Genomic DNA, 23,974 nt, shown 5'->3' with positions numbered 1-23,974 from the left:
TTTGGAGTAGGGCATGACCAAAGACCTAAACTTACTGCGGCTCATTTTGGTGCTTAATGAAACTCGTCAAACGGTGAGTGCAGCCAAAACCTTGAACGTAAGTCAGCCGACGATCAGTGTCATGCTTCGTAAGCTCAGAGAACAATTTGATGATGAGTTGTTTGTTAGAGATAAAGCAAGGCTTGAACCCACCCCAAAATGCTTGAAGCTCATCGAAACCTTGCCTCTACTATTAGAACAGCTAGACAACCTTTACATACCCAATGATGAGTGGGGCTTGGAAGATTTAAGAGGGGAGGTTCAAATCATGCTGCCTTCCCCGCTGTTGATCCCAGTGGGTGTGCCACTAATCAAAAAGCTGACCAAAGAAGCGCCGCAAGTGACGTTCCAATGCTCACCTTGGTTAGATAATGGCGTCCAGTCTCTAGAGACCAACCGAATGTGTTGGGGAGTGAGCTATCTTCCTATGGACGTCAATAAAACCCTGACTGAACGCCCAGTTGGCTTTGATAAGTTCATGTTGGTGCTAAGAGCAGACCACCCAATTCAAGGCAACTCCCTTGAGGACATTCTGAAATACCCACTCTGTATCAATATGATCCCTGGTTACATTCAGCCGACCAAGACGGAAATGTTGATCAAAAAATACGACTTAGATAAACACATCGGGCTCAGAAGCAACAATATGAATTTGATGCTAGAAGTCGTTAAGGACAGCGACTTCATCTATGTAACATCGTCGAAATGCCGCTATTTGCTTGATCACTCTTATCGTTGTATCGATTTACCGCCGGAACTATTGAAAGATACCTATCGTCGAGAATTGGCACTGTTTACTCATCAAGCAAACCGCAATAATCCGTTCACGGATTGGCTTCAAAAAGAAATCACGTCGATTATTCAATCCTAGCATCACGCTACTATTCCCTTTAAATAACTCCCCTTTCTAACGGCCACTATTAAGAATCGTAATAGTGGCTATCAAGCCATTTTTGGCCTCTTTCTTATACCATTTACCTCAACAATGGTTCGCTGAGACATGCACAATTTTCGTTGTGACTTCAGCGATTTACTCATAGTGAATGAGGGTTATAAATGTATAAGTCTTTTGTTAAATCCGCTCTGGCGCTTTCGGTACTGGCGAGCGTCAATGTACACGCAGCGAGCCAACCCAATGTGGTTGCCATCATGCTCGATGATGTGAGCCCAACGGATCTGTCTGCCTACCACCGCGGTTTAGGCGCGGTGGATACGCCGAACATTGATCGAATTGCCGAACGCGGCATGATGGTCAGCGATTACTACGCGCAAGGCAGCTCTACTGCAGGTCGTTCTGCCTTTATCACGGGTCAATATCCATTCCGAACAGGCTTAACGTCTGTCGGTCAGCCGGGTTCTTCACTTGGCCTTCAAAAAGAAGATCCAACCCTAGCCGAAATGTTGAAAGACAAAGGCTATGCGACCGTGCATGTCGGTAAAAGTCACTTAGGCGATAACAATAGTCACCTGCCAACGGTGCACGGCTTTGATGAATTCTTCGGTTTCCTTTACCACCTTAATGTTATGGAGATGCCTGAACAGCCTGAATTCCCAACAGACCCTAACTTCAGAGGACGCCCTCGTAACGTTCTTCACACTATCGCTACCGAGAGTGTGGACATGCAAGAAGACCCAAGGTTTGGTGTGGTTGGAAAGCAAACGATTGAAGATAAAGGTCCTTTAGGCGCTAAACGCATGCAAACCGTTGATGGCGAATTTTTAGAGTTTGCTACAAATTGGCTTGATAGACATGAAGCGGAGAAAGACGAACAACCTTACTTCATGTGGTACAACCCGACTCGTATGCACCAAAAAACGCACGTACGTCCGGAATATCAAGGCGCGAGCCAAATCAACACTTACTACGATGGCTTGATCGAACTGGATGACCAGATCGGTGTGTTACTCGATAAGCTTGAAGACTTGGGCGAAATCGACAACACCATCATTCTCTTCACCTCTGACAACGGCGTAAACCTAGATCACTGGCCTGATTCAGGCTCTGCCTCATTCAGAGGACAAAAAGGCACGACATGGGATGGCGGTTTCCGTGTGCCTATGCTGGTCAGCTGGCCAGATAAAATCCCTCAAGGTGAATACACCGATGGCTTCATGACATCTGAAGACTGGGTGCCAACCATTATGGCTGCAGTGGGTGAAGGCGACATTAAGCAAGAGCTGCTTGATGGAAAAGAGTTAAACGGCGAGCGTTACCAAGTCCACTTGGATGGTTATAACCAGCTGGATATGTTGACCAAAGGCGAGCCGAGTCAACGTCATGAGTTCTTCTTCTACAACGAGCAAGATTTGAATGCGTTCCGAGTTGATGATTGGAAAGTGCACCTAAAAACCAAAACGGAGTGGATTGCGCCTCCTGAAGAGTGGCCACTAGGGATGCTCATCAACATCAAGGCTGATCCTTACGAGCGTAGCCCTGATACTCGTGGTTGGTTCTTATGGATGAAAGAGAAGTCTTGGGTATTACCAAAGCTGCAAAAATCAGCGGCGGAATATCAGAAGTCACTCAAAGCGTTTCCACCAAGACAGAAAGCCGGTGGTATTGGTATGGCAGACAAATCAGTGGTTGCTGACTAACGCCAAATACGACTAATACAAGGTGTGCTGTAACAAGCGCACCTTACATATTGCTTTTAGTTGGGACATTAAATGATGAAAAAAAACATACTTGCGGCAGCACTGACTTGTGCTTTCATGGTTGCACTTCCGTCTCCGGTACTTGCGAGCCAATCCGTGGACGCGACCAGCGCAGCTGTGGCAACAAAAACAGCAATGGGGATAAAAACGGAAACTCTCCCCGTTGAGATGGCGAGTTTAGCGTCGCTCAAAAAGGATAATCAGCTATTGGCACAACTTGCCTATGAGTACGCGTACTCGATAGATGAAGCCTACAAATACTTTTACAAAACCGTCGTTGAGCAAGACTACCCTTTGAATCGATTCCAAAATATTCGAATACTTGCTGACGACACATACACTGCGCACCCGACGATTAACAATGACACGTTACATTTGATGGGTTGGATGGACCTAGCAGCAGAGCCTGTCATCGTTACGATTCCAGACCATGATGACAATCGATACTGGTTGTTCCATACCATGAATATGCAGCACTTTACTGACTCGGCTTTTGGCTCTCCACAGCGAGGCACAAAAGGCGGCAGCTTCATGTATGCAGTTGAAGGGTGGAAAGGTGAAGTGCCTGCGAGTGTCGATCAAGTCATCTATGTCGAGCATCCGCTGGTCAAGATTATGGGGCGAATCATGGACCTTGGCGGTGACGATTCTGCAACTGCTCAAAAGTTAATGGATCAATGGAATATTAGGACGTTGTCGGAATATTTAGGTCAGAAAGGGCCAGATCCTGTTGAGCGCGAGTATCCAGACCCTGAAGATTCTAATTGGGTCGAACGAACCAATTTCATCCTGTCTGAAGGAACAATGAAGACGCATGACCAAAAGCTGCTTGAACTGTTCGAGTACATTGGCTTAGGAGATGTTGAATTAGGCAAAGCCAATCATCCATTTACGGCAGAGCAGCTTAGTATGATCGAGTCTGGTCAAAAAGACGGACTGGAACGAATCATTAATGCGGGCTTTGATGATTCACGTGACGTATTAGGCACTCGCGATGAAATGACCAAGGTTCCAAGTTTTCAGCACGCCTACGGCACCTTAATGGGCCAATGGGGGCTGCCTGCAAAACACACTATGTACAGCGGTGACTTCTTCGATAGTGAAGGTGGTGCGCTCGATGGTAGTAAGTATGATTACACGGTGACCTTCGATGCGCCGCCGCTAGAAGAGGGTGGTTTTTGGTCATACACGGCCTACAGTGGTGAAACCCGATTGATGGAGAAAAATGACTTAAACCGTCATTCCCGTGGAGACAGAACGCTAACGCCTAATGCTGATGGCAGCTACACCATTTACATGAGTAGCGATGTAAAAGGGCATGAAGATGATCCTAACTTCTTACCTATCCCCGATCATCAATGGTATTCAGTGTTACGTATGTACACGCCCGGTGAAGAGGTAAGAACAGATAAATGGAAATCGACACCATTTACTAAGGTCAAAAAATCCACGATAAAGTGATGACTTAAATCGCCTGTTTAAGGTTTTGTTTATAATCGATTAATGCCAGCTGCTATGCCGCTGGCATTTTTTATTGAGCGAAACTTGCTTCGAAATAGGCGTTAAATGCTCAGAACTGTCGGATAAAATAGGGCATACTGGACTGAATATATAAACCAAAGAAAGTAACCACGCGCATGAATCCAATCTGCCTCAACGACCCTTTTTCCCTTCCTAATGGTCAAGTGATTAAAAATCGTCTGTTCAAATCGGCAATGAGTGAACAGTTAGGTGATAAACACCATAACCCTAAGCAAGGTTTGGTCACGCTTTACCAACGTTGGGCTCAAGGAGGAATTGGCCTATCCATGACGGGCAACGTGATGGTCGATAGAGGCGCGCTTGGTGAACCTAAAAACGTTGTGTTGGATGAGCAAAGTGACTTAAGCGTATTTCGTGAGTGGGCGAAGGCTGGAACACAAAATGGTTCGCAGATATGGATGCAATTGAACCACCCAGGAAAGCAAATTCCTAAATTCTTATGTGATAGCCCCGTTGCTCCTTCGGCGATCTCTTTAGAGCGCGGATTAGAAAAAGGCTTCAATACGCCACGAGCTCTGAATGAGACGGAAATAATCGCAATTATTGATAAATTCGCGCTGAGTGCAAAGCTATCAAAACAAGCGGGTTTTACTGGCGTGCAGATTCACGGTGCTCATGGTTATCTTGTAAGTCAGTTTTTGTCTTCGAGACACAATCAACGTCAAGACAAATGGGGTGGCTCACTCGAAAACAGACTTCGTTTCGTGCTTGAGGTTTATCGCGCGATTCGAAAAGAGGTCGGTGAAGATTTCCCTGTCGGAATTAAGCTCAACAGCGCTGACTTTATGAAAGGTGGCTTCACTGAAGAAGAGTCGATGCAGGTTGTGCAAACACTGAGTGATAACGGTATCGACCTGATTGAGATCTCTGGCGGCACCTATGAAAGTCCATCAATGATGGGTTCAAAGAGCAAAGCTGAACCAATCAAGGCCAGCACGGTAAAACGTGAAGCGTATTTTATGGATTACATGGTGAAGGCGAGAAAACTCGTCAGCACTCCGCTGGTGGTCACGGGTGGTTTTCGAACCGCGCAAGCAATGAATGAAGCATTAAACACCTCGGCGACCGATTTTATTGGTATTGCGCGCACAATGGCGGTTGATCCTGATTTCCCTAACAAGTTAATTGAAGACCCTAGCCACGGCATGCCACTAACCGTGCCAACCACAGGAAAGCCCGCTTTAGACAAGATGGCGATGGTCGGGCTGGTTTGGTATGAACATCAGATGTGGCGCATTGCCTCTGGCAAGAACGCCGATCCAAAACTAAGCGCACTCGGTGTGGTGTTAAAAACAATTTTCAGCGCCGGCTGGCACGCTTTCAAAAAGCGCAGAGCGTAAGCAGTCATGGATTGTTAAAGCAGAACTTTGAGGAATTGAAGTTCTGCTTTTTCTATGATGATTTATTGTTTAGTTTGTCTAGATAGTAAGAAAGAGCTAAAGATCGTTAAGCGAATCAATCGTCAAATGAGCCATAATGAGAGAGATCTTCGCTAAGTTAGCGTTTATCGCCAGACGGCTAAATATCTCCCTGACCAAATTTTAATGACAGGTAACTATGAAACAATTGGATCTCAATTTAATCCGCGTTTTTCTGGTTTTGCTAGAAACCCAAAATACTCGCATTGCTGGCAATAAATTGGCGCTGAGTCAGCCCGCAGTGAGTAAAGCTCTAGGGCGATTGAGAGAATACTTTGATGACGAATTGTTTACTCGTGTCCATTCAGGTTTGAAGCCAACTCCACGTGCGTTAGAGCTTGGTGAACGGCTGCCAATGATCATGGAAAGCTTGGACGACGTGATTCTTGAAACTCCAAGCTTTGACCCTGCCGAGTATCAAGGCAACATCACGATTGCGATTAACGGTTTTATCTCGAACTGGCTTGGGGCGCGTTTATGCCTTGGTCTCATTCAAGAAGCGCCGAATGCTCAAGTCAATATTGTTAATTGGGGCTCTCAAACGCTGAAAAAATTGTTGGATGGCGAGATACAAGCAGCTATCAACTTTTCTCCAATCGACACGAATAAGCAGTTTACCCATCAGATTATCGGTGAGGATGACTTTGTCGGGTTGGTTAAAACCGGCCATCCATTAGCTGGCAAAGTGATTTCACAGCAAGAGATAGATGAAGCGGAATACGCGAGTTTGGTGATACCGGGGTGGAATGATATTCAGCCTTATATCGCTAAGCATTTGTCGACAGAGCAGCTTAAAGTGAAAGCAAGAAGCTCGTATTTGCACACGCTATTAGAGGTCATTAAACAAAGTGACATGATTCTACCGTGTTCCAAGCAGCTCGCTCTTTATCTTCATGAAGAGTTCGATTATCTCTCTTTTCCTGATTATGCACCGGAAGAGCTCAAAAAGATCGTGTTGGTGGAATCTCATAACAAGAGAATGCACCCGATGAATCAATGGCTTAAGCGAAAAATTGTCACTACCTCCCAAGCCATCATAAAAGAAAAGCAATAAGCCTCTCAAATGAGAGGCTAGATTATTGTTAGTAGCTGTGATTGTTAGCAGCTGTTATTGCCAGTTAATTAACACTAATCACTCGCAACTCAGTCGTTATTCCCCGCTACTTAGCCGTGACCTGTGGGAAGTTGTGCATCTCACCTGATGCTACCGCTTCATCGCTAGGACGGTATGCACGAACTGCGAAGTTCCAGCCATCATCGTTTACTTCAATTACGTTATTTGCAGCGTCACAGGTTTGCCCTTTTGGCGCAAAGTGAATCGTGTAAGAACCGTCTTTATTGGGTGTTGATGTCGTTGAATCAGCGCTGTTGTTGTTCGTCATTAACCAACCTTGGCTTGAATAGGCCGTAATTGACCAATAACCGCCTTCGTCATAACGTAATGAGGGTGCTTCAAACGTGATGTTTGCACATTCTGTTTTACCCGTGCCCGCTCGTGATGTATACACAGCATGCTCTGCCGGCATACCAGCCCAACCTACCGCAGTACCAATCATAAACTGCTTGTTATCTGATGTTGCTGTGATGTTTGGTGTGAAGGCTTCTTCTGTCTTGATGTCATTAACTAGCTTCTCCCATTTTGCTCGGACGTTATCTCGAGAAGCATCATCCCAATCTGAAGCAGCTTCAAAAGGCTTAGCTGATTTCGCATTAATGACCGCCGCATCTTGCAGTCGATGCGCTTCACCTGCGCCAGCACTTGTTGCAGTTCGCATCAGTATGTAGATGTAGTCTGAACCTGCGATTTCTGAGTCGATGTAAATTTCTTCGCCACCATAAATGGCCATGTGGTTATCATGATTGTTATTGAAGATATGCATGATCTGGTACGCATCGCCTTTCGCCAGTTTGAATGTTGCGCCTTCTGAGACATCGACAACCGCGGTTGAATAGAGCAGGTCGGTGTTAGAGCGGATAATCATTTGGTTCTCTACCGTTACGTTCTCGCGATTATGCTCAAAAACATTAACCGGTTGATGCTCTAACTGTTGAGTGAAGTAAAGGTCGCTTTCTGCACGAGCGAAGTTTTCGTCGGTTACTTCAACTGCTGCCATTGTTTGCATTGATGTGATGGTAATCAGTGTTGCTAAAATGGTCTTTTTCATATCGTTTACCTTGAGGTCGTCATTAGGAGATGACACTAATGTATCGGTTTGGTGGTGATTCTAAAAATGAATTGATGTTATTTAGGTAATAACTAAAAGGAATTGAAAGGCCGGTTTTTGTGAAGCTTAGAGAGAGTTGTGACTGTTTTTTGTTCGTTTGGTGAAAGTTTTTTGCACGGAGACTGGTCGTTAATTAATGAAGCGATGCTTTGTTCATTAACTAAGGCTTTATCGGCAGGTAAGGCTTTAGTTAATGACTGAGGTATTCGCGCTTTTAAGCACTATGCTTTAGTTATGACTAAAAGAGGATTAATTATGAAATGGCTTATCTTATCTGTAACGCTATTGTTTGTGGCGGGATGCCAATCAACAGGCTCTGAAACATCTTCACATGATCAAATGAATCGAGTTCATTCTGGTGGGTGTAGCAGCTAATCCTTTTTTGAAAATACTTTTTAGCTGCTGTTATTATCATTTCTGTCACTGTTCTTATAAAGAACTCACCTCTACAAAGCCTTGCGATTACGTGAGGCTTTCTTCTATGTAAAACAACGCATCCCTACCGATTTATGTTGTAAATTTGTGAATCTGAACTGTCTATATTCTAGGCTGTGTACTGGATCTCATTTGTTATTTGAGTCCCTTGCTAAGGTAAATAATGAATGTGTACTACCAATCACTTTACTCAACTTAAGAGGTTTCTATGCTAGGTGAAAATCACTCTCTTGTTCACGAATTTCCTGAAATGAAAGACAAAATTGCTGAGCTTGCTAAAACTGACGATGGCTTTGCAGCAGATATGAAGACATACGACAACCTTGATAAAGAGATTCGTAAACTAGAGCTGAAAGATTCACCCATTGATGACGGCTCGATGCACCAATTGAAACATGATCGTTCTGAGCTTAAAGATTCACTGCATGCTCGTTTAATTGCCTAGCTAGCGGGTTGTTTTGCTGAATAGCTAAGTTAAATCGTTAGATCGCTAAACGGTTACTGCAGGTTTAGACAATAAAAACTCCTTCGGGAGTTTTTTTTCGTTTCTGCATTCCAGTCTCTATCTGAACGCATAAGAATATTTGGATACAAGAAACCGTAGATATAGACAAACTCAGTTAGCACTAAGGTTTTGTAAATAGGGTGGATATAAAAAAGCTTAGCGCGGGGGACGCTAAGCTTCGTTGTTAAGTATGTTCTTGAACCATGTTTAGGCTAGTGGGGTTAGCCTACTTGAGAAAAGCTCACTACCTTGCTTTGTAGTTTCTCTTTCAGGTAATCCGCCACCGCTTGCTGCTCGGATTCGCTCATGTACAGGCCAAGTTTGGTTCTGCGCCACAAGATGTCTTCGTCAGTCATCGCCATCTCTTCATTGATCAAGTAATCGATTTCAACTTGATAAACGCCATGAGCTTCGCTTGAGAATTGGCTGCCAAGGTCAGCTTCGCAATTTGCGCCTTCCAGTAGCTTCCACGTGTAAGTACCGAATTGAGTCACGTAACGAAGTAGTAGCGCTTCAGATGCCCAAGGGTATTTAGTGTGGATCATCTTCGCAAGCTGCTCTCTGCTACAGCTGAAGTTACCACCTGGAAGCGTGTTGTTGGCTGTCCAAGGCGCACCCATATTGGTTAGGTGTGGTTCTAACTTCTTAAGTGCTGCTTCGCCTAGTTTACGGTAAGTGGTTAGTTTACCGCCGAAGATCGAAAGCAGTGGTGCTTGATCCAGCTCTGCGTCCAATTCCAACGTGTAGTCACGAGTGATCGCTTGCGGTGAATCCGATTCGTCATCACAAAGCGGTCTTACGCCACTGTATGTCCAAACCACATCTTCACGGCCAAGTTGTTTAACAAAGTGTTGGTTAACAATATCAATCAAGTAATCCACTTCGACATCATCAATTGCGACGTTACGTGGGTCGCCTTTGTATTCAAGGTCGGTAGTACCGATGATCGAGAACTTATCTAGGTAAGGGATCATGAACACAATGCGATTATCTTTGTTTTGCAGAATGTACGCTTGTGGTTCGTCATGAATGCGTGGCACAACAATGTGTGAGCCTTTGATAAGACGAATATTACGAGGCGAAGCCTGCTCTAATCCATCATCAAAGAACTGTTTAACCCAAGGACCAGCAGCGTTAACAAGCGCTTTTGCTTTGCGTTCAAAGCGTTGGTTTGTCATGACATCAAGGATCGTCACATGCCAAATACCACCTTCACGGTGCGCTTTTTCAACACGGCAGTAGTTACGTACTTCTGCGTTGTTTTCTTTTGCCGCCAACACGTTGAGCAAGACCATACGCGCATCATCTACCCAGCAATCTGAGTATTCGAAACCTGTTTTCATCTCTGGCTTTAGTAAACCTGATTTTGCCAAGTTCACTGTTTTGCTGCCAGGAAGCGTGGTGCGTTTACCCAAGTTATCGTAAAGGAATAGGCCACAGCGGATCATCCAAGCTGGGCGTAAAAATGGTCGATGAGGTAAACGGAAACGCATTGGTTGAGCAACATGAGGTGCTTTTCTTAACAATACTTCACGCTCGGCCAGTGCTTCCGAAACCAAACGAAACTCGTAGTGTTCAAGGTAACGTAAGCCACCGTGGATAAGTTTTGAACTTGCAGACGATGTCGCAGAGGCGAAATCATTTGCTTCGTATAAGCCTACGTTTAGACCACGACCTGATGCGTCTGCCGCGATGCCTGCACCGTTGATGCCGCCGCCAATCACGATCAAGTCTAAAGTGGAAGGTGTACTGTTGTTTGAATTATTTTGTTGAGCACTCATGGTTTTGACCTCTTTCTGAGCGAACGAGCATTTTAGAACATAATTGAATCCTATATGAACTTTCGTTTGCGGTCATTTATTATTTTCGTTTATGCGCGTTTTATGTGATTTGGGCATAAAAAAACCTCTGCTTATGAAGGCAGAGGTTCAAATAAGTCTAATTCGAGCATAGAAGCGACAGTGACAGCGAGCAAGTTTTACTTTATTAACTTTTCTATAAAGAATCGTGAATCATTTAAGAAAGTGGCGTCACTGAGCTCTTATGTTTAGTTATTCGCTCATAGGACGAGCGGTATCGATCACTTCTAATGGTATTGCGGAATCTTTAAGGATGTTGAGAATCTCTTCTGGTGGCTGCTTATTAGTAAACACCATGTGGGCTTGAGAGATATTACCGAGCTTAACCATCGCGTTACGGCCAAACTTAGTGTGGTCGACGGCTAAGAAGATGCTGCGACTGTTTTCGATGATGGCTTGTTTTACACGAACTTCGTGGTAATCAAAGTCGAGCAGTGAGCCGTCAAAGTCGATGCCACTGATGCCCAAGATACCGAAATCGAGGCGGAACTGCTTCACGAAATCGAGTGTCGCTTCACCGACGATGCCACCATCGCGGTTACGTACTTCACCGCCCGCCAAGATAACCTTGATCTCAGGGTTCGGTAGAAGGATGCTTGCAACGTTAATGTTGTTGGTCACAACTCGTAGCTGTTTGTGGTTTTTGTTGAGTGCGCGAGCAACCGATTCAGGTGTGGTGCCGATATCAACGAACAAGGTTGCGCCATCTGGGATATGTTTAACCAGCTCGTCGGCGATCACGTCTTTTTCGTTGAAGTTAAGCGCTTTACGCGTGTTATAAGAGGTGTTTTCTGAGCTTAAAGGAATGGTTGCACCACCGTGATAGCGACGGATTTTGTTGCTATCGGCCAGTTCATTGAGGTCTCGTCTGATGGTTTGTGGGCTAACATCGAACTTTTCAACGAGCTCATCGGTACTCACATATCCTTGTGTTTTTACCAGATCTACAATCTGCTGGTGTCTTGGTATCTGCTTCACTTAACTTACCACTCCCTGCGCGCAAAGGGCTCTAGCGCGTCAAAATCGAAAATATAAACTCACACTATTGTGCTCGAATTGATGAAAAGAGAGAAGTAATGATGGTAAGGAATCATGTCTAAACCGCAAAAACGCTGCTCAAAACATGGAGTTTGAGCCTGAAACGCAAAAAAGAGCACAAAATAGTGCTCTTTTTAGTTTCGTTTGCTGAGGTTCGAACAATCGAATCGATTAATAAGGGATTATTCGTGCTCCTCTGTTAACTCACGCTTAGATTACTCTTCGTCGTCATCGTGCAGTTCAGACCAAACCTGTGCACACTTGATAGCACGCTTCCAACCTTTGTAACGGCGGTTACGCTTCTCTTCGTCGTGGTGTGGCATGAAGGTACGGTTAAGAACGGCTTTGTCTTGAAGCTCGTCAATGCTGTCCCAGAAACCAACCGCTAGGCCAGCAAGGTAAGCGGCACCAAGAGCCGTTACTTCTGTTACTTCCGGGCGGTGAACTTCAGTATCCAGCACGTCTGATTGGAATTGCATTAGGAAGTTGTTCGCTACTGCGCCGCCATCAACACGTAGTTTCGCTAGCTTGATGCCTGAATCCGCTTGCATCGCGTCTAGTACGTCACGCGTTTGGTAAGCAATGCCTTCCAGCGTTGCACGGATGATGTGGTTAGAGTTAACACCACGAGTTAGGCCGACAATCGTACCGCGAGCATAAGCATCCCAGTAGGGTGCGCCTAGGCCAGTAAATGCAGGAACCACGTAAACGCCGTTTGAAGAGTCTACTTTGGTTGCGAAGTACTCAGAGTCTTCTGCACCAGCCAGTAGCTTCATTTCATCACGTAGCCATTGGATAGATGCGCCACCCATGAATACCGCACCTTCAAGCGCGTATGCAGGTTCGCCTTTAGGACCACATGCCAGTGTGGTTAGAAGGCCGTTCTTTGATGTTACTTTCTCTTGGCCCGTGTTCATTAGAAGAAAACAACCCGTGCCGTAAGTGTTCTTAGCTTGGCCTGCTTCTACACACATTTGACCGTAAAGTGCAGCTTGTTGGTCACCCGCAATACCCGCGATTGGGATACGCGTACCGCCTTTACCACCAAGGTTCGTTTGACCGTATACCTCTGAAGAGCGTTTTACTTCTGGCATCATGACTGCTGGAATACCCATTTCATCAAGTAGCTTCTGATCCCAGCATAGGTCGTTGATGTTGAACAACATAGTACGTGACGCGTTGGTATAATCCGTAACGTGAACACGTCCTTGAGTCATCTTCCAAACTAACCACGTATCAACTGTACCGAACAGTAGTTTGCCAGCTTCTGCGTCTTCGCGAGCGCCTTCAACGTTGTCTAGAATCCATTTTACTTTGGTACCTGAGAAATACGGGTCAAGGACTAAGCCTGTATTGTCACGTACGTAGTCTTCTAGGCCACGCGCCTTTAGGTCTTCACAGATGTCTGCAGTACGGCGACACTGCCATACGATTGCGTTATAAACAGGCTTGCCTGTCTCTTTGTTCCAAACAATGGTGGTTTCACGTTGGTTCGTGATACCAATGCCCGCTAGCTCATCGCTGCGGATGCCTGCTTTAGCAAGAGCTTCAACCAATGTAGAGCTTTGAGTCGCCCAGATTTCCATTGGATCGTGCTCAACCCAACCTGCTTTCGGGTAAATCTGAGTGAATTCTCTTTGAGAAGAGCTAACGATGTTTGCATCGTGGTCGAGGATTACAGCGCGAGAACTTGTAGTGCCTTGGTCTAGGGCAACAATGTATTTTTGCTCGGTCATGGTAAGAATCCTTTTTCTTTCGTTATTTATATTTTAGTAAATGTAAGGTCGCTTAGGGATTAAGCTTGAGCTTGTTCAGCTTCTTCTTCTGTTTCACATTGGTTTGGAATTGTGCAGCCTTGGCCTTCTACTGGTAGGTAAGCACCGATAACACGTGGGTACAACCAACCACCAAAACACGCACCAGCAATTGGAGCAAGAATTGGAACGATGAAGTAAGGAATATCACGAGCACCGCTTAGTGCGAAATCCCAACCTGCAAAGTAAGCGAACAGTTTTGGTCCGAAGTCACGAGCAGGGTTCATTGCAAAGCCCGTCAGTGGACCTAAAGAACCACCGATAACCGCGATAAGAATACCGATCAGTAGAGGGTTCATTGCACCGCGAGATGCGCCGTTGTTCTCATCACCTAACGCTAAAATGGCAAACATCAACACTGCAGTAATCACGAATTCCACAGCAAAAGCGCCGAAGAAAGAGAGTGAAGCATGTGGGTAAGTCGAGAAGATACCAGCAGTTGATAGTGCGTCTTGGCTGCTACGAACGAAGTTGTGTGCGATTTCGTAGTCAGTAAATAGGTTGCTGTACAGGCTGTAAACCAATGCTGCAGAGCAGAAAGCGCCAAGCAGTTGCGAAATGATGTAAGGCACCACTTTCGCTTTATCAAAGCCATGGAACATGGCCAGTGCAATCGTTACGGCTGGGTTGATGTGCGCGCCTGAAACGCCGGCAGTACAGTAAATTGCAATCGCAACACCAAAGCCCCAGATGATGCTGATTTCCCATTGTCCGAATGTCGCACCAGTTAATACCAGAGCGGCCACACAGCCAACGCCAAAGAATATGAGTAATCCTGTACCGATAAATTCAGCCAAGCATTGCCCAAATAAAGAAGGGTGTTTGTTTGTTGTCATGTTCGAGTCCTTTTTAGTTTTGCTTATCTAGCACGTGTATTGTGCATATATTTGCGAACTCGAAAATAAACGAACATCAAAAGTGAGCGTTTGAGCATAAAATTGTTAATTAAAGTCACTTGAAATGTTAATCCGAACACTTTTGCTCGAAAAAGATGCTCGCATGAACGTCATTGCTCGAATTGATAGGTTGCGAAGCCGCTCAAACTACCTATATGTAAATGAATGCGCAACTGGTACGAGGAGTTTATGTTTGGATTTGTGATGCTACTTCGTGAGTGGCGGATTATTAGACTTAATTAGGGAGGGCTGTGTGATGTTTTTGCTATGTAACAAGGGCGTTAACAAATGAGCTTATATGCATAAATGAATAAACTGCCAACTATGTTGTAGTTTGGCAGTTTTCATTTGGGTGTATGTTCTTGTTATACGAGACGAACTTACCGCTCTAAACCAGAGCTGCAACTTTTCCTTTCGAAACCAATTGAGCTCGGATTGAGTCATACGCCCAATTGAACGCAATCGCGTAAAGTACGAAGAAAATAACTAGGCCGATGTCCATGATCAGTACGGTTAGGAAGTCGAGTTGTAGAACCCACATCAAGACAGGTAGAGTCACTGTCATCAACCCAAGCTCAAAACCTAATCCGTGCAGAACACGTGTTTTCGTGGTTCTTTTGCTTCGGTCTGCTCCGTAAATTTTGTCGTAGCCATAGTTGTAAATGTAGTTCCAAGCCATCGCTATCAATGATATTGCAAGCGCTAAGCCTGCCATTTCACCTGCGCCATTTCCTGTAATATAGGTTGCAAGCCCTGCCATCAAAACCAAAGCAACCAATTCAAATAGCACCATGTGCAACATGCGTTCTTTATGTGACATTTTTCTAACTCTCTTTACGATTAAATAGCCGCCGATGGGCTAGTGACTTGGCTAGATAATATCTACTTAAGTGATAATATAAAGATAGTTAGTATCACATATAGTGATAATAAGTTTTTGGGAGAAACCAAATGTACAACATTGAACAACTGAAAATGTTTGTGTATGCCGTTGAATTAGGGTCATTTTCTGCCAGTGCTCGTCATTTGGGTAAGGTGCAGTCGGCGGTGAGCCAAGGCATCAGTAATCTTGAAATAGATTTTAATGTTGAGCTTTTTGATCGTTCGACTCGAAAGCCTTCACTAACCAAAGCGGGCGAGCAGCTGTTTAAACAGGTCAAAGCAATCGTGCTTCAGGTTGAAGATCTGAATGTGACGGTTAACGCGATGGGCAGCGGTGAAGAGGGGCTCATCAAAATTGCATTAGATGATTCATTACTGGTTCCGAATCTATCTAAGATCCTTAGTCAGTTCAGTCAACAATTCCCTGCGACTGAAGTTGAACTGGTTGCGTGTACCACAACAGAGGTCAATCCGTTAATTATCGAAGAGAGAGCCGACATTGGATTGATGTTTACCAACTTGGCTTTTGATGTCGGTTCTGAGCCATGCTTTATCGGTCACTTACCGTTTATTGCTGTGTGTCATCCAAGGCATGCGCTCGCAAAAAAAGGTGTGGCGAAACTCACTGATTTACTCCCGCATCGTCAGTTAATGTTGAGGGGAGACAAAGGTAAGGTGATGGATCAGTTTCCGCTTATTGCCGGAAAGGTATGGTGGTCAAACAGCTTTATTGTGATCAAAGAGATGGTACTCGGCAGTGATATTGGCTGGGCATACTTACCTAAGCACCTCGTCGAAGAGGAGTTGAATAAGCAGCGTTTAATGGAGATTAATGTCTCATTCGATCACAAAACATGGTCGCCGCCCGTTGATCTTGTTCTGTCTAAAACACGCTCAAAAGGTCCTGCATTACTTTGGCTTGAACAAGCATTGAAAGGCTTATTAGACGAAACTGAATAAAGAAAAGGCTCACCGCTTAGCGTGTGAGCCTTTCTGTTTAAAGTGATACTGCTTGCTTGCTAGATGTAGATGTAGATGTAGATGTAGATGTAGATGTAGACGCTAGACGCTAGGTTTAACCGTCTGACCGTTGTAGTACTTGTCTTTCATCTTAAGCGTCACGTTCACTAGGTAAATCAACACAGGTACTTCAATCAGTGGACCGATAACACCGGCAAACGCTTGGTCTGAGTTGATACCGAATACTGAGATAGCAACGGCAATCGCTAGCTCGAAGTTGTTACCTGTCGCTGTGAATGCAATTGAAGCGTTCTTGTCGTATTCAATACCCATCTTCTTACCAATGAAGAAGCTGATGAAGAACATCGCTGTGAAGTAGATAGTCAGTGGAACCGCAATCAACAATACGTCCATTGGCAGCTCTACAATCATCTCGCCTTTTAGGCTGAACATCAGAACGATAGTCGCCAATAGCGCAATCAGTGTGATTGGCGAGATGCGTGGAATGAACACATCGTTGTACCACTGCTCGCCTTTCATCGACACCAGGATCTTACGGCTTAGGAAGCCCGCTAGGAATGGGATTCCTAGGTAGATAAGAACACTGTGTGCAATATCGATCATCGAGATATCAACCATCATGCCTTCGTAACCAAATACTGGTGGAAGAACGCTGATGAACAACCACGCCATAAAGCTGTAGCTCACCACTTGGAATGCACTGTTTAGAGCAACCAATGCCGCGCCGTATTCTTTGTTACCGCCGCCGATGTCGTTCCAAACTAGCACCATCGCCACACAACGAGCTAGACCAATCAGAATCACGCCGACCATGTAACCTGGGTGGTCGCCTAAGAATGTAAGCGCCAACACAAACATCAGAATTGGGCCAACAAGCCAGTTCATGATCAAAGATAGCTTGATCGCTTTCTTATCTTTTACCACGGTGCCTAGCAGGCTGTAGTTAACCTTAGCAAGAGGCGGGTACATCATTAAGATAAGGCCAATCGCAAGCGGAATGTTGGTGGTACCAACCGACATAGATTCATTCCACTGTTCGATTTGTGGGAACAGGGTGCCAAGCAATACACCAAGGCCCATGGCAATAAAGATCCACAGCGTTAAGTAGCGATCGAGAAAACCTAATTTTGGTTTCATTATATTGTCTCTTTGGTTGTTATCGTCAATCGTCGAAAAGCGATATTTAAAGGCAAAAAATACGCTTAGTTTATTGTGTTCGACAAACTAAGCGTGGTTAATCTATTTTAAAATGGTGTCGATAAGCGATTCAAATTGCTGAATATTATCTCGGTTAATACGATAGCACATCTTCGGTGGTATCGATTCAGCAGTGATGAAACCAGAGGTTTTCAAGATTCTTAGGTGCTCTGATACTGTCGATTGCGCCAAACCTAATTCGCTAACCAAGTCACTGTTCAAACAGCCCCCCGATTTTTCTAGCGTTGAAAGGATACTCAATATACGAACTCTTGCCGGGTGAGCGAGCGCTTTGGCCAGAGCTGCCATTTGCGTTTCAGCTTCGGTATCACCATGTCCGATTGGTAGAGCACAGCCACCAGTTGTAGGGCAAGTTTCGTTCATATTGATGTTTCGCTTTCCATAATCGTTAAAAGACGATTAATGGTAGGCATATTTCTTTTATTGGTCAATGCGAAATTTATAAGTCGGCTTAAATTGGCATCTCAGAACAATGGTTTTAGTTAAGCTTGATATTCGATTTTTATCTGTTTTTACTTTCTTATTGCGCATAAACAAGATCTTAGATTTAAACAAAGAAATCGACCGAAAAGCATTGCATTCACTGGCTACTCTAGCGATATAATCGAAGGCAGAACCGTTACACAAGATAACGAAAAATCATAATTTACACTTTAATCTTTACTTATAGGTAAGCCCTGAAATGCCACAACAGAACATCAAATTTATCGCTGCTGATATGGACGGCACTCTTCTTAATGAACACGGAAAGTTAGACCCAGAATTCTTTAATCTTTATGAGCGACTAGAAGCTCAAGACATCATTTTTTCTGCGGCATCGGGTCGTCAGTATTACAGCCTGATGGAAACATTTTCTCCGCTAAAAGATCGCATGATGTTCGTTGCTGAAAACGGCACATTAGTGATGCACAAAGGGCAAGAGCTCTACAGCTGCTTACTTGATACTGATGCCATCAAAGACATCATCAAAGAAGCGCGTGCGATTGAAGGTGCACACGTTGTACTTTGTGGTAAAAAGTCTGCATACATTGAAACCAAAGATGAGCGTGCTTTAGCGGAGATCTCTAAGTACTACCATCGCCGTGCGCAAGTAGAAGACTTACTGGCGGTAGAAGACGATTTCATCAAGGTGGCTATCTGTCACTTCGACGGTTCACAAGAGAAAGTGAACCCAACTATTGATGCCAAATTCGGTGAGAACTACCAAGTGGTTGTGAGTGCAAAAATTTGGTTGGATGTGATGAACGCTGAAGCGTCAAAAGGTGCGGCGATTAAACATCTACAAAACACACTTGGCTTCACTTACGAGCAGACCATGAGCTTTGGTGACTACCTCAATGACTTGGAAATGCTTAAAGAGAGCTACCACTCTTACGCGATGGAAAATGCACATCCTAAGTTAAAAGAGATCGCACGTTTTAGCGCGCCAAGTAACGTTGACGCGGGTGTATTCCAAGTACTTGAGAAGTTGCTAGCGTAACGCGGTTAAGCTCAATCCGATTTTTATCAAAGCCAACTCGGTAATAGGAGTTGGCTTTTTTGTTGGCTACTGGTTCATCGAGTTAAATTTGAACGATTGTTCAGGTTGTTGTAGTCTGAAGATAAATTGGATGCCTGCTTATACAGCAGACATGCCTTATCAATGATCATTTGGAATGACGATGAGCAAGAAACTTCAACTTGATATTATTTCTGACGTGATGTGCCCGTGGTGCGTAGTCGGTTACAAAAACTTAGAGCAAGCCGTTTCAGAGCTTGGCTTAGAACAACAGATTGAACTTGAATGGCAGCCGTTTGAGCTTAACCCTGATATGCCGCAAGAGGGCGAAAACCTGCGTGATCATATCATGAGAAAATACGGTTCTAGCGCAGAAGAGAGCCAGCGTTCACGTGAACAGCTTGCGGCTCGTGGCAAAGCGGTTGGTTTCGATTTTAACTTCTATGACAGCATGAGAATGGTCAATTCACGTCATCTACATGTGCTTCTCGATTTTGCACTAGAGCACGGTAAACAGACTGAGTTAAAGCTACGCTTTTTTACTGCTCACTTCACAGAGCAGAAAGACCTGTCCGATCTTGAAGTCATTGCACAAGAGCTTGAAGCGGTTGGGCTAAACTCAACGAAGGCACTGAAGCGCCTAAAGAACACCGACAACTTGAAGCAAATTGAAGCGCAAGAGTTTGAATGGCAACGCATGGGGATCTCTGCGGTTCCTACTGTGGTGTTCAACCGCAAGAGTGCAGTCACTGGTGCGCAGACGGTCGAAACGTACAAGCAAATTCTTCAAGAACTTATTGCTGAATCATAAGCCGATTATTGGTATCAATTAGAGTCTGAATTACATGGAATCATTGTCACTCGCTCAAGCGCAAAAACTGGTATTGCTTTCGCAAAAGCTGCCGCCTAAGAAGTTACCACCTAAAAAGCAACGCAATGGGGGCACTTTGGCGAACACGCTGTCTGCGATTGAAAACCTTGGATATGTGCAAATTGATACCATCTCTGTGATTCAGCGAGCTCACCATCATACGCTGTGGAATCGTAATCAAGACTACAAGCTTGATCATCTGGATAAGCTGTTAGAGCGTCGAGAAGTGTTTGAGTATTGGTCGCACGCCGCCGCGTATTTACCCATGCGTGACTACCGTTTCAGCTTGCATCGAAAGAACGGGTTTGCGAGCGGTAAGCTTAAGCATTGGTATAAAAAGGATGATGCACTGATGGCGCATGTTCTCAAACGCATTGAGAGCGAAGGGCCATTAATGGCGAAAGACTTTGAAGGGGATAGACCAAACCCCGGCGGATGGGGCGGTAAACCTGCCAAACAGGCACTAGAGACTTTGTTTATGCAAGGTGACTTAATGGTGCCGAGCCGAGTGAACTTCCATAAGGTGTATGACCTAACCGAACGAGTTTTGCCGAGTGCTATTGATACCTCAGAACCAACGGAACAAGAGTACATCGAGCATCTAATTACGCGTTATTTAGAAGCTAATGGTGTGGGAATAGCGTCGGAAATGAGCTATCTACTCAAGAACACAAAACCTCTGATTCAGACAACACTCCAGCAGATGCTTGAAGATAAACAAGTCGTGAAGGTGGATGTTCAAGGTGCTGATTATTATGTGTTGCCTAATGCGTTTGAGTTGTTGAATCAACCCCTTTCTAGAACCAAGTTAAAGATATTGTCTCCGTTTGATAACCTGTTGATTCAACGAAAGCGAATGCAATCACTGTTTAACTTTGATTATCTTCTTGAGTGCTATGTTCCAGAAGCCAAGCGTCAGTTTGGTTATTTTAGCTTACCGATTCTCTGGCAAGGTGAGCTGGTGGCACGAATGGATTGCAAGGTCGACAGGAAGAGTGGTTTGCTCAATATCCGTAACTTGGTTGTGGAAGAGCGAATTAAAAACCATGAGTCTTTGGTTCATGCTTTATGCGATGAACTAAAACACTTCATGGTGTTCAACCAATGTGATGAGATGATCGTCCATAACACCACGCCCTCTGATCTTGGCAAACGCTTGATGAGCCATTGGCAAACAGTCTAGCGGTTTTGTTGTTTAGAAAGCGCTTAGTTACTCAGAAAGAGTGGCTAACAAGAATTCGACAAAGGTTCGGTTCTTCAACGACAGTTGCTTGGTCTTGTACAGCAAGTGAATCGGCTTAGGGAAAGGTGCCATGCCGGGCAAGATCTCCAATAGCATTCCACGCTCAATTTCTTCGGCAACTAAGATAGTCGGCTGTAACAACACGCCTACGCCTTGTAGAGCGGCATATCGCAACACATCACCATTATTCGACATCAAGCGCACACGCTCTTTATTCGGTGTGGCGTGAGGGGCTTGGCTGCTATAGCTGAATCCAAGCGATGGGTGTTGTGCGAGATCTTCCAACACGCAGATCTCAGCATGTTGGTTAAGGTACTCAGGAGCCGCGCAGTAACACATCTCATAATCCCCTAAGTATCTGGCGACTAAACTGGAGTCAGACAGGTCACCGATTCGAACCATCAAATCAATATCGGATGAATAAGGATCGACAAGGTCGTTGTTCAGAACGAGTTCGACATTAATCGTTGGGTGATGCGCGAGGAACTTAGCCACAATCGGGGCAAGCACCTTGTTCCCATAGGTGACCGGGCAGTTTATCTTTACCGTCCCTTGTGGCTGGTTTTCCAAGGTTTGAATCAGGTTTTCAGCGTTGCTGATGTCTTCGAGAATTCGCTTACATTCTCGATAATAAAGTTGACCTGAATCGGTTAAAGACTGCTTACGCGTGGTGCGATGAATCAGTTGAGAGTTGAGGCTCGTTTCAAGGTGGTGGACATGTTTACTGATCATGGTCGCCGACAAGTTGAAGTGGTTGGCGGCGCTGCGAAAGCTGCCTTGCTCGACCACGTAAACGAAGACCTTCATACTGGTTAACTTGTCCATTAAACACTCTTGGTTGATAAACAATAAACAAAAGGTGAGTTTATCAATTATTAGGGGTTAATTATATTAATGGCAAACCGATAATTAACTAAAATAAGAGCGTGAAATGCCTCAGACGAATGAAACCATCTTTGTTACTGCAGAACTTAAGATCAAAACTAACATCGAGCGAGCTGTTGCGGTCGAAGCCATCGAACAGTTTTGTTTAGACATGCAAAGCGAGCCGGGCTGCTTACAAGCGATAGCAACCTATGATCAAAACCAAAGCGATCGAGTGATTTTGCTTGAGCAATACGCTAACCGTGAAGCGATCAATCAGCACTTTGTGATGCCTCATACCCAAGCGTTTATTGAGCGTGATATAACGGAATTAGTACAAGCATTTGAAACGCAACGTGGACCTATCAAAACACAAGAGCAGGAGATCTAAGTCATGAAATGGGGAATCCTAGGAACCAGCTTTATCTCAGGCGTAATGGCGGATGCGATCAAAGGCGATGCTCAAAGCGAGCTGTATGCCGTCGTTGGTCGTACTGAAAAAACACTTAACGAGTTTGCAGCCCAATATCAACCAACACGAACCTTCAACTGCTATGAAGCCCTGATTGAAGATGAGTCAGTCGACATTATCTATATTGCTCTACCAAATCACGTTCACCACGAATACGTGATTAAAGCGGCTCAAAAAGGCAAAGCGATTCTGTGTGAAAAATCGTTATCGGTTGATATGGAAAAAACCGAACAAGCTCTGCAAGCGGTAAAAGAAGCGGGCGTATTCTTCGCTGAAGGTTTGATGTACTTAAACCATCCATTGATTGCCAAGCTTCATCAAGAATTAGCTATTGGTGAGATTGGTGAAGTGCGCTCAATTCAAGGTTCCTACGTTGCTGCAATTGACCAGTTCGTGAATCCTGCGAGCAAAGGCGCGCTATACAACTTAGGTTGTTACCCAATGTCGCTGATTCATTCTGTTGCGCAACAACAGTTTGGTGAAAGTGTGTTTGATGACGTGCAGATCTCAGCAATCGGTCGACGAGGCCAAGATGGTAATATCTGTGAATCGTCGGCGATGATGCGCTTCAACGACCGCTTCACCGCGCAAATTCATACTGCAGAAGACCATGGCTTAAAGCATGGCTTCACGATTCTAGGCAGCAAAGGTTGTATTACACTCGACACCAACCCATGGCTACCGACCGAAGACAATACATTCACGGTTGAGATCTATGAAACATCGACACGTGAAGTGAAAGTCGAAGCGCAAGGCGATGGCTTCCATTATCAAGTGCGTAATATTCGCCAAGCGGTTGAGCGAGGTGAAACACAACTTACTGCACCAATGGTGACTCACCAAGACTCTCGCGTAATCATGAAGTTACTGACTGATTGGGAACAAGTGGCGAGCTAAGATCTTCGTAAATTCTATATTCGGCTCATGTTTGATTGCCTTATCAGTGATCAGCATGAGACGTTTCCTCTAAATCTTCTCGCCAATTATCTCCCACAAATACTTTGCATTTGAAACAGCCACAGTGTCCAATGTCGGTTAAGACAATATTGACCGAAAAACCTTATTTTTTAAGGTGTTAAATAGGAACTTTGCTTCATGCGAAAATCAGATAAGAAGATCGAAAATCAAATCAGAGACGTGTTAACGGACGTTTGTGAAGACACGTTAAAAGGCTTCGATGGTTTTCTGTGGGTGACTCATACGGTCAATTTCTCTTCATTCCCGCAAAGTTTGAAAATCGTCTGCGTATTCGATACCAATCAGGATAGAACGAACTTTTTAGAGGGGGGGGGTCAGCAGAGTGCCTCTCGGGCTATCCAACAAGCGTTCAATCAAGTTGGGATTCAACTGAAGAATATCGATAAGCATGTTAGCTACGATACACAAGAAAATTGCGACCGCGACCATCAAGGGAAGTGGTTCAATAGACTTTAAGAAGCTTTCGTAAGAGTCTTTATTGGTTCGTTAACGAAAGAACGAAAGCCTACGCGAGGTAGGCTTTGTTACTGAATTTTATTTG

At 44.7% G+C, this 23,974-nt stretch carries 22 protein-coding genes; 13 read left to right on the top strand and 9 right to left on the bottom strand.

Translation table 11 applies throughout. The features are described from left to right. Positions 1–13: 13 nt before the first annotated feature. The 5 genes from ACED42_RS02025 (at position 14) to ACED42_RS02005 (ending at position 6,708) form a co-directional block, all read left to right on the top strand. Complete coding sequence (locus ACED42_RS02025) at positions 14–910, top strand: LysR family transcriptional regulator (protein ID WP_017097581.1); 897 nt, start codon at positions 14–16, stop codon at positions 908–910. Between the two features lie 185 nt (positions 911–1,095). Further along, the gene (locus ACED42_RS02020) at positions 1,096–2,634 is read left to right on the top strand and encodes a sulfatase-like hydrolase/transferase (RefSeq protein WP_059017662.1); all 1,539 of its coding nucleotides are present in this window, start codon (positions 1,096–1,098) and stop codon (positions 2,632–2,634) included. A gap of 72 nt (positions 2,635–2,706) precedes the next feature. Continuing rightward, positions 2,707–4,155, top strand: coding sequence for a DUF1254 domain-containing protein (locus ACED42_RS02015; protein ID WP_371701200.1), 1,449 nt, complete (start codon positions 2,707–2,709; stop codon positions 4,153–4,155). A 176-nt stretch (positions 4,156–4,331) separates the two neighbouring features. Further along, positions 4,332–5,576 carry an NADH:flavin oxidoreductase/NADH oxidase family protein gene (locus ACED42_RS02010; RefSeq protein WP_012600116.1) on the top strand — a complete coding sequence of 415 codons (1,245 nt, stop codon included), beginning with the start codon at positions 4,332–4,334 and terminating at the stop codon, positions 5,574–5,576. A gap of 217 nt (positions 5,577–5,793) precedes the next feature. Beyond that, positions 5,794–6,708: a LysR family transcriptional regulator gene (locus ACED42_RS02005; protein ID WP_248382721.1), complete on the top strand. Its 915-nt coding sequence runs from the start codon at positions 5,794–5,796 to the stop codon at positions 6,706–6,708. Between the two features lie 106 nt (positions 6,709–6,814). On the opposite strand, the gene ACED42_RS02000 is transcribed toward ACED42_RS02005, so the two are convergent. Beyond that, positions 6,815–7,855, bottom strand: a complete 1,041-nt coding sequence (locus tag ACED42_RS02000; protein ID WP_371701198.1) for a DUF1214 domain-containing protein — start codon at positions 7,853–7,855, stop codon at positions 6,815–6,817. A gap of 667 nt (positions 7,856–8,522) precedes the next feature. On the opposite strand from ACED42_RS02000, the gene ACED42_RS01995 reads away from it, so the two are divergent. After that, positions 8,523–8,759 carry a YdcH family protein gene (locus tag ACED42_RS01995; protein ID WP_012600119.1) on the top strand — a complete coding sequence of 79 codons (237 nt, stop codon included), beginning with the start codon at positions 8,523–8,525 and terminating at the stop codon, positions 8,757–8,759. Positions 8,760–9,040: 281 nt separating this feature from the next. Here the strand turns inward: ACED42_RS01995 and glpD are convergent, their stop codons facing one another. The 5 genes from glpD to ACED42_RS01970 form a co-directional block, all read right to left on the bottom strand. Next, positions 9,041–10,600 carry a glycerol-3-phosphate dehydrogenase gene (gene glpD / locus ACED42_RS01990; RefSeq protein ID WP_371701196.1) on the bottom strand — a complete coding sequence of 520 codons (1,560 nt, stop codon included), beginning with the start codon at positions 10,598–10,600 and terminating at the stop codon, positions 9,041–9,043. Between the two features lie 270 nt (positions 10,601–10,870). After that, positions 10,871–11,656: a DeoR/GlpR family transcriptional regulator gene (locus tag ACED42_RS01985; protein ID WP_017100307.1), complete on the bottom strand. Its 786-nt coding sequence runs from the start codon at positions 11,654–11,656 to the stop codon at positions 10,871–10,873. A gap of 275 nt (positions 11,657–11,931) precedes the next feature. After that, positions 11,932–13,452 carry a glycerol kinase GlpK gene (glpK, locus tag ACED42_RS01980; RefSeq protein WP_017108454.1) on the bottom strand — a complete coding sequence of 507 codons (1,521 nt, stop codon included), beginning with the start codon at positions 13,450–13,452 and terminating at the stop codon, positions 11,932–11,934. A 59-nt stretch (positions 13,453–13,511) separates the two neighbouring features. Then, on the bottom strand, positions 13,512–14,366 hold the full coding sequence (locus tag ACED42_RS01975; RefSeq protein ID WP_004732234.1) for an MIP/aquaporin family protein: 855 nt from the start codon (positions 14,364–14,366) through the stop codon (positions 13,512–13,514). Positions 14,367–14,814: 448 nt separating this feature from the next. Then, positions 14,815–15,246 (bottom strand): PACE efflux transporter, encoded by a 432-nt coding sequence (locus ACED42_RS01970; RefSeq protein ID WP_371701194.1) that lies wholly within the window; start codon positions 15,244–15,246, stop codon positions 14,815–14,817. A 131-nt stretch (positions 15,247–15,377) separates the two neighbouring features. On the opposite strand from ACED42_RS01970, the gene ACED42_RS01965 reads away from it, so the two are divergent. Further along, the gene (locus ACED42_RS01965) at positions 15,378–16,268 is read left to right on the top strand and encodes a LysR family transcriptional regulator (RefSeq protein ID WP_371701192.1); all 891 of its coding nucleotides are present in this window, start codon (positions 15,378–15,380) and stop codon (positions 16,266–16,268) included. A gap of 102 nt (positions 16,269–16,370) precedes the next feature. Here ACED42_RS01965 and arsB read toward each other — a convergent pair whose 3' ends face one another. Both arsB and ACED42_RS01955 read right to left on the bottom strand, forming a co-directional pair. Further along, the gene (gene arsB, locus ACED42_RS01960; RefSeq protein WP_371701190.1) at positions 16,371–17,426 is read right to left on the bottom strand and encodes an ACR3 family arsenite efflux transporter; all 1,056 of its coding nucleotides are present in this window, start codon (positions 17,424–17,426) and stop codon (positions 16,371–16,373) included. Between the two features lie 102 nt (positions 17,427–17,528). Beyond that, positions 17,529–17,870 (bottom strand): helix-turn-helix transcriptional regulator, encoded by a 342-nt coding sequence (locus ACED42_RS01955; protein WP_017092734.1) that lies wholly within the window; start codon positions 17,868–17,870, stop codon positions 17,529–17,531. A 319-nt stretch (positions 17,871–18,189) separates the two neighbouring features. Between ACED42_RS01955 and ACED42_RS01950 the strand changes: the two genes are divergently transcribed. From ACED42_RS01950 to ACED42_RS01940, 3 genes are all read left to right on the top strand, one after another. Next, positions 18,190–18,987: a Cof-type HAD-IIB family hydrolase gene (locus tag ACED42_RS01950; protein ID WP_371701187.1), complete on the top strand. Its 798-nt coding sequence runs from the start codon at positions 18,190–18,192 to the stop codon at positions 18,985–18,987. Positions 18,988–19,168: 181 nt separating this feature from the next. Then, a complete protein-coding gene (locus ACED42_RS01945; protein WP_081229299.1) occupies positions 19,169–19,816 on the top strand; it encodes a DsbA family oxidoreductase in 648 nt (215 codons plus the stop codon). A gap of 34 nt (positions 19,817–19,850) precedes the next feature. After that, complete coding sequence (locus tag ACED42_RS01940; protein ID WP_371701185.1) at positions 19,851–21,059, top strand: winged helix-turn-helix domain-containing protein; 1,209 nt, start codon at positions 19,851–19,853, stop codon at positions 21,057–21,059. A gap of 27 nt (positions 21,060–21,086) precedes the next feature. Here the strand turns inward: ACED42_RS01940 and ACED42_RS01935 are convergent, their stop codons facing one another. Next, positions 21,087–21,944, bottom strand: coding sequence for a LysR substrate-binding domain-containing protein (locus ACED42_RS01935; protein WP_371701184.1), 858 nt, complete (start codon positions 21,942–21,944; stop codon positions 21,087–21,089). A gap of 106 nt (positions 21,945–22,050) precedes the next feature. On the opposite strand from ACED42_RS01935, the gene ACED42_RS01930 reads away from it, so the two are divergent. The 3 genes from ACED42_RS01930 to ACED42_RS01920 all read left to right on the top strand — a co-directional run bounded on the left by ACED42_RS01930 (position 22,051) and on the right by ACED42_RS01920 (position 23,889). Continuing rightward, on the top strand, positions 22,051–22,374 hold the full coding sequence (locus ACED42_RS01930) for a putative quinol monooxygenase (RefSeq protein WP_371701182.1): 324 nt from the start codon (positions 22,051–22,053) through the stop codon (positions 22,372–22,374). Positions 22,375–22,377: 3 nt separating this feature from the next. Beyond that, on the top strand, positions 22,378–23,352 hold the full coding sequence (locus ACED42_RS01925) for a Gfo/Idh/MocA family protein (protein WP_102249464.1): 975 nt from the start codon (positions 22,378–22,380) through the stop codon (positions 23,350–23,352). Positions 23,353–23,550: 198 nt separating this feature from the next. Beyond that, positions 23,551–23,889 (top strand): hypothetical protein, encoded by a 339-nt coding sequence (locus ACED42_RS01920; protein WP_017102298.1) that lies wholly within the window; start codon positions 23,551–23,553, stop codon positions 23,887–23,889. Positions 23,890–23,974 lie beyond the last annotated feature (85 nt).

This window comes from Vibrio sp. FF145 (genome assembly GCF_041439075.1).
GTDB classification, from domain to species: Bacteria; Pseudomonadota; Gammaproteobacteria; order Enterobacterales; family Vibrionaceae; genus Vibrio; species Vibrio tasmaniensis_A.
The sequence above is the reverse complement of the archived record's forward strand: the minus strand, read 5'-3'. Positions and strand labels throughout refer to the sequence as shown.